Origin of the sequence: Rhodoblastus sp., assembly GCF_052145335.1 — a bacterium.
In the GTDB taxonomy this organism is placed as follows: domain Bacteria; phylum Pseudomonadota; class Alphaproteobacteria; order Rhizobiales; family Beijerinckiaceae; genus Rhodoblastus.
In genome coordinates this window covers 1-5,924 of record NZ_JBKQOU010000048.1, presented here as the reverse complement: position 1 = coordinate 5,924, position 5,924 = coordinate 1, and the positions used below count along the sequence as shown (strand labels likewise).

Here is a 5,924-nt window from a genome sequence, read left to right as displayed (position 1 = left end):
CGTAAAGAGCGATGGCGAGGCCCACGCGCCGCGCTTTGACGAGCGTCTCGCGAACGACGGCCGCCGAAGCGTCGAGAAATTGCACGCGGAAATTCACGACGATTCCTCTAAGCGGCCTGAGCGCATTGCATTACGGGGAGACAGATATCCGATATCCCCGACAAAATGGGAACGTAGAGCCGTCGCGCTCTCACGAAATGGCCCCTGGTGGCGCGAATGTTGGGCCTAGGCCAACTCCCTCTGCAGCGCGGCGAGGGCATGCTCGAGCGTCTCGCCGATCAGCCATCCCTGTCGATCGGCGATCGCGTACAGGGCCTCGATCGTCTCCGGCTTCGCCCGGGCGTTGAACTGCATCGTCCGGCCGGTCCGATGGATGCGAGGCGGGCGTCTCGTTGGCGGCGGAGGGGCTGGCCTCGCCTCGCGGCTCGGAAAGCGCGAAGCCTCGGCGATCCCGCGCACAAGCTCGGCGGGAACCGCGTTCGGCTCGGAGGCCGCCTTCGGCGCGAAGCCGGAGACGTCGAGCGCGTCCTCGCTGTCGAAGATGGAAGCGCGCTCTTTGGTCATGCCGCCGCTCCTATCGCAGGGCCACCTGACTTGATGACCGAGAGGACTTCGGCCGTGAAGGTGCGGGCGTTGGCGATTGCGGCGGCGACGTTGCCGACCTGACCGCGGTCGAGGTCCGAGAGCGACCCGCCGAACGAGAAGATGGCGCGGAAGGCGTCCCGTTCGTGCATTTGTGTGCCGAGAACCCTGACGCCGCTGTTGGCGAATTCCGCTTCGATCGCTTGCAGTGAACGCGGCCGGATGGCCGCACTTGTGCGGGTAAACAAGACGGCGGTCGGGATCGTCTTCCCGGCCGTTTTCTCCATGTTCCGGACCAGCCGGATGGCCTTCACGGCCTCGGTCGCGTCAAGGAGGCTCCCCTGCGTCGGGACGATGACGAGATCGGCGCGGCTGATAGCGTAGCCGACCATCAGACTCGCGGTTCCCTCGAGGTCGACGATGACGAAGGCCGCCTGGCGCGCGGCCTGGTCGATCTGGTCGAGGATCGAATCCTCGGTGGCGTTGGCGACTACGGTCAGGGTCTCGGGCTTCCCTGGCCGGCCCGCCCATCGGGATACGGGCTTGTTGGGATCAGCGTCGATGATCGCGACTGTCGCGCCCCGCCCCGCGAGCTCGGTCGCGAGAACGACGGCGGACGTGGATTTCCCGGCGCCGCCCTTGGGGCTGGCGAAAACGATTGTCGGCATAGATGGCCTCCCTCGTGTAGGCCTCCATCATGAGCGCCGACAGTTGACAAACAGTGCACGGATCGACGACAGGCCGATGACTGATCACAAACGGCATACAGCCTGCAATCTGATCACAGACTGCTAGCAGTTCGGCCCGAGCCGCCGCGCCGCTCATGGACCTTATGGCGGAAGGCAGCCTAGTTGAGGGCATCGCGTTGAAAGTACGCTAAACAACGCTAAGGGAGAACGGGAGGAGAACATCATCATGCCGCGTGCCTTTTGGGCGAGAGGTTGAGCAGTTTGCGGCTTGTCGCCTGCGCGGCGCGATCCCAGAGGAAGTCGCCCGAGAAGGTGCCGGCGATCGGCGGTCGTCACGGAGGACGGTTGGCGCGGGGCGGCCGACGGGGGGGCGACACAGCTCGCCGACATTCTCAGGCGGGCCATGACAGCCGGGCGGCATCCGACTATAATGCGTTATGTAACGGAATGTGGGCAGGCAAATGCCGGGGCGTAAGCCATTGGGGGATCGGCCTATGACGTCCGCGGAGCGGCAGGCGCGGTTTCGGGCAGCCCATGCGGACGGCAGTCCGAAAATCCGCTACCGGCGACCGGGCGACCGGCGCAGCCGACCGGCGCGCTGGCGGGACGCCGTGGCCGAGCTCGTGACGCTGCAAAACGAGTATCAGGAATGGCTCGACGGCCTGCCCGATAATCTTGCCGAGAGCGCCGCAGCGGAGGCCTTGCGCTCAATCTGCGGTCTTGACCTTTCCGAACTGGAAAGCGTCGAGCCGCCGCGCGGGTTTGGGCGTCACTGACTGGTCGATGAGGCCGAGGCGGACCGCCGGCATCGGCGTGACATTCGGTCACCTATCAAACGCCGCTCGCCTGTGCAACCGTACCTCAAAAATATGGGGAACGAACGGTGACCGGTGTGAAGCGGGCAGCAGTCGCCATTGCAGCGCTTGGCCTGACGTCATGTGCTCAGGCTCCTGAAGAAGTCCGACCGTCCTATGTTAGCTCGGTCGCTTATGACAGTTGGACCTGTCGGCAGCTTGGCGAAGAACAGGCTAGGCTTCAAGCCGCTTTGACGGGGGCGTCGGCCCAACAAAATCAAACGCGTTCAACCGATGTGGCCGGGTGGCTCTTTATCGGCCTGCCTGTCGGTTCGATGTCTGGAGGCAACGTCGCGCCCGAAATTGCCAATTACAAAGGGCAGATTGAGGCTGTGCAGCAGGCAATGATTAGGAAGTCGTGCGCCAATCGCGCCGGATAGGCTGGCTCCCTTGTTGGTCGCACTGTCCATGCTCGGATGAACCCCTGAATGAACGACGAAAAGCACGAGAAGTCGCCGTACCTACAGCCGGAATTCACGTTGCCCCACGGCGCGCGGTTGAAGCGCATGGCGTTAATCGGGCTGGCGCACGCGGACGCGCAGGCGGGCTCGCCGAGCAAGGAGGCGATCATCCAAGCGGCGCAGGCGCTCGATCAGTCGAGAGCGCCGAACCTTCCTTTGCCGGAACCCCTTCAACCGAAACAGTCGCCGAGCGCTTCACTGGTCGTCGCGAACATCTATCGAACCTATGCCGACATCGAAAAAAAGTCAGGGGGATGAGCGCGAAGCTGAGCGCGCGTCATAGCGTTTAAAATGCCGCTAAGGGCAAGGGGCGGGCCGCACTTGTGGGAGAAGTCAATGTCACCGTTCAGAAGCGCGGCACTGGTCGTGGGATTCACGCTACACCTTGTCGCGCCTGTGTTCGCTCAGGACACGACGTATCAGCAGAATCTCGGCGGCGTTAATCCCGCGCACGTCCAGGGGCGGTGGCGATCTAGCCGCGCCGGCCTGGGGTAGCCGATGCGATTTGGCGAAGTCGCTTGCCCCTATGTGCAAGCGTTACCGTCCTATACCAGTTTGGAAGGTAATTGCGGAGAGGCGAATGCCAAAGCTCCTAAGGTCAAGCGAAACGGCCGGTTGCGGCGCGACCATTGAACTGGACAGCAAGGAGGTTGTGTACGTATCTATCGCTCAAAGCGGTGTCATAGTTCGTTTGTGGGATATGCATGGAGGCTTCTTCAAAAGCTTTATAACCAACTTTACCGGCCATCTGCTGTATAACGAGAAGAATGTCTACAAGAACACGCAGACCGGTATGCAATTAAAGCTTACATTTCCCCAACAGGCTCCGGAACTCAATTTCACGAATCCTGTGTTGTCGGCATTCTCAAACGCAATTTGGAACTGCCCTTCCGCTGCTAGGGTGGCCGCTGTTCTCAACGAAGCCGCACTAAACGCGCCCCCTGCCGAAGAACTGGCGGAACGCATCGCTTTGATGCAAGCCGCCGACACTGCGCAGTCTCGGGCTGAGCGCATTGCCCGCTACGATCTGTCAAAGCGCCCTTTCACCCGAGCCATGCTCACCCTTGCAGCGGAATTAATCTATGAGGATGATAAAGTAATTGGTTCTGTCGGCCTTGAGGAGCCAAAGACGCTTGACGCCGAAATTGACCGAGCGGTTTTGCTTGTCGTGACAGCGATTGTCGGGAGCGCCGCTCTAGGCGCAACAGGGGGGTTATTGACGCCTGGCAACCCGCATAATTTCTTAGTCGCTACGTTCGCATTCATCGTGCTTATGTCTCTAGCAAACTCGTTGAAAACGGAAGGATACAACTATATGAGCCCAGAACACTCTATTGCGGTTATTAACGTTTTGTTCATCGGGTTGAACCAGAACGAAACGACAACGATCTTCAAGGATGGGAGCACGTTATTGTTGAGGTTTATTAAAGAGCAGGAAACTTCGCAACCGGTACGCGAGTTTGTTGATAATATCACTCAACTTACCTATTATTATGTGATCGACAAAAGTGCGCGATATAAAGACAAAACTCAAAAACTGTTTCAATCGCTCCTTAAATCACTCATTGCTGTCGCCTAGATACGGTTCAGTTCGCCGTTTGGGGTGCCGGAATAACAAGGCTCTCCGAGGGCGATTTGATAGAGTTCTACTGCGCCTTCTTCTCGCCCCGCCCGCCGCCTAGCGAGCCATCGGGGCGCGCTCCGTCCCGGCGCAACCGAACCTAGGATCGAGCCATGTCGACATTCAATTTCAAGGGTGCAAGCTCGAACGCTTATGTGTATCGCCTTACTCCTGTTATAGAATTTGACAGGTTACCTCTCCAAGCGGGCAACTACATACTTGCGTCTGGCAACGCCGCCAACCCAGTACCGATATTCATTGCCGCTGCTGAAAACATCAGGAATGACGTTTCGGAACAGATGGCGTCAGGTCTATGGAACCTCGCGCAAACCGTACATAATGCGACACTACTTTACTTTCATGTCGATCTGGGAATGAATGGTGCACGGCGTCAGGCTGAGCTGGACGATCTATGTCTCTATTATGCGCCTCCGATGAATACTGATACATAGGCCTTGGCAAAAACCGTGCTCTCGAAGTGCTTTATGATATTCATGCTCGACTGGCTGGAAAGCCCCGAGCTCCGTCGGCGCTGCTAAGCCGGACTGAACAAAGGGGAGCAGCGCCACGCTCTCGCTCAGGCTATCTGCACGTTCAAGCAGGGGCCGAAGGCTGGCCGAAGGCCCATCCGTGTAAAAGCGCACGCAAAGGAGGGCCACTTTCGGGCTTTGAGAGTTGATTTCGGCATTTTTGGCTGGTCAGGGCCGCGCGGGGCCGGTTTGTTGCGTGCAATAATGGCGTGCAATGAGAATTGCACGTTATAACGCGGCTCTGAGTGGCATATTGCACGCAATAAACGGGGGGTCTAACATGGGGGATGACTTTGCGTGCAATACATGCAGTCGACGAAAAATCCTCAGCGGAGCCGGAATGGATGGCGGCCTCTCTGGAAATGAGCGACCTCGAACTCGGCCTTCAGGCGCTCCCCGGCGGCCGATCAGACGGCCGGCGCTAACCCCACCCGCAACATTGCGTGCAATACACTACCGTGCGCTTTTACATGGATGGGTCTTCCGCCCCTGAGCGAGAAACCCGGTGTGGTCCGATTAAGGAGACGATAATGACTGGCGGTGAACTGGGGGGCGGCTCCGAGATCGGGGGCGGACATCAAATCAACACCGGCGCGGACGTTGGGGCCGAAATCGGCGGCCCAATCAGCGGCCCCGCCGAGATCGGCGGTCAGGAAAGTGGGGTTGGTTTTGAAACTGCCGAAATCGTCGACGTGCCGGCCATGGGCGCGGACGGGGACCTGACCGTTCTTGAGACTGTCGATCTACCTGATCCCGGGGGCGCGGACCTCATCGTCGACGGTGCGCAGGCGGAGCTGCCGACCGAGCCGTCAATCACCGAGCCTTCGCAGGAACCGGTCGATGCCGAGACTGTCGACGGCAATGCCGGGGATGTGACCGGCGACGCGAATTCTCCGGACCGGGCCGACACTCGGCTAACGGAAAACATCGAGGCGATTCCCGCGGAAGAGACCAATCCCCAGCCTGCAGAGACAGCGGACACCGCGGACGGCGATCTGACCGTTCTTGAGACTGTCGATATACCTGATCCCGGGGGCGCGGACCTCGACGGTGCGCAGGCGGAGCCGCCGACCGAGCCGTCGGTAGAAGTCGATTCGAACGCGACGTCCGAGGGTGGCGACATCACCGAGCCTTCGCAGGAACCGGTCGATGCCGAGACTGTCGACGGCAATGCCGGGGATGTGACC

Annotated in this window: 8 protein-coding genes and 1 pseudogene; 7 read left to right on the top strand and 2 right to left on the bottom strand. The window is 60.0% G+C overall.

Going from position 1 to position 5,924, the window contains the following annotated elements; all coding sequences use genetic code 11:
• Positions 1–225: 225 nt before the first annotated feature.
• Both ACLP2E_RS03330 and ACLP2E_RS03325 read right to left on the bottom strand, forming a co-directional pair.
• Entirely contained in the window at positions 226–564 is a 339-nt protein-coding gene (locus ACLP2E_RS03330) for a stability/partitioning determinant (protein ID WP_442465145.1), read from the bottom strand.
• A complete protein-coding gene (locus ACLP2E_RS03325; protein WP_442465144.1) occupies positions 561–1,250 on the bottom strand; it encodes a nucleotide-binding protein in 690 nt (229 codons plus the stop codon). Before ACLP2E_RS03325 ends, ACLP2E_RS03330 begins: the two co-directional genes overlap by 4 nt.
• Before the next feature lie 515 nt (positions 1,251–1,765).
• Between ACLP2E_RS03325 and ACLP2E_RS03320 the strand changes: the two genes are divergently transcribed.
• The 7 genes and pseudogenes from ACLP2E_RS03320 to ACLP2E_RS03290 all read left to right on the top strand — a co-directional run.
• Positions 1,766–2,047, top strand: a complete 282-nt coding sequence (locus ACLP2E_RS03320) for a hypothetical protein (RefSeq protein WP_442465143.1) — start codon at positions 1,766–1,768, stop codon at positions 2,045–2,047.
• A gap of 107 nt (positions 2,048–2,154) precedes the next feature.
• Positions 2,155–2,505 (top strand): hypothetical protein, encoded by a 351-nt coding sequence (locus ACLP2E_RS03315; protein WP_442465142.1) that lies wholly within the window; start codon positions 2,155–2,157, stop codon positions 2,503–2,505.
• Between the two features lie 48 nt (positions 2,506–2,553).
• Positions 2,554–2,844 (top strand): hypothetical protein, encoded by a 291-nt coding sequence (locus ACLP2E_RS03310; protein WP_442465141.1) that lies wholly within the window; start codon positions 2,554–2,556, stop codon positions 2,842–2,844.
• Between the two features lie 322 nt (positions 2,845–3,166).
• Complete coding sequence (locus ACLP2E_RS03305; protein WP_442465140.1) at positions 3,167–4,165, top strand: hypothetical protein; 999 nt, start codon at positions 3,167–3,169, stop codon at positions 4,163–4,165.
• Positions 4,166–4,320: 155 nt separating this feature from the next.
• Positions 4,321–4,659, top strand: coding sequence for a hypothetical protein (locus tag ACLP2E_RS03300; RefSeq protein ID WP_442465139.1), 339 nt, complete (start codon positions 4,321–4,323; stop codon positions 4,657–4,659).
• A 36-nt stretch (positions 4,660–4,695) separates the two neighbouring features.
• A pseudogene (locus ACLP2E_RS03295) lies at positions 4,696–4,827 on the top strand (Tn3 family transposase); the annotation flags it as partial.
• A gap of 440 nt (positions 4,828–5,267) precedes the next feature.
• Positions 5,268–5,924 (top strand): hypothetical protein (locus tag ACLP2E_RS03290; protein ID WP_442465138.1); only part of this gene is annotated, 657 nt, incomplete at its 3' end.

Coding starts and splice junctions, on each gene's coding strand:
- ACLP2E_RS03330 (WP_442465145.1), bottom strand. CDS start 564: ATGACCAAAGAGCGCGCTTCCATCTTCGACAGCGAGGACGCGCTCGAC.
- ACLP2E_RS03325 (WP_442465144.1), bottom strand. CDS start 1,250: ATGCCGACAATCGTTTTCGCCAGCCCCAAGGGCGGCGCCGGGAAATCC.
- ACLP2E_RS03320 (WP_442465143.1), top strand. CDS start 1,766: ATGACGTCCGCGGAGCGGCAGGCGCGGTTTCGGGCAGCCCATGCGGAC.
- ACLP2E_RS03310 (WP_442465141.1), top strand. CDS start 2,554: ATGAACGACGAAAAGCACGAGAAGTCGCCGTACCTACAGCCGGAATTC.
- ACLP2E_RS03305 (WP_442465140.1), top strand. CDS start 3,167: ATGCCAAAGCTCCTAAGGTCAAGCGAAACGGCCGGTTGCGGCGCGACC.
- ACLP2E_RS03300 (WP_442465139.1), top strand. CDS start 4,321: ATGTCGACATTCAATTTCAAGGGTGCAAGCTCGAACGCTTATGTGTAT.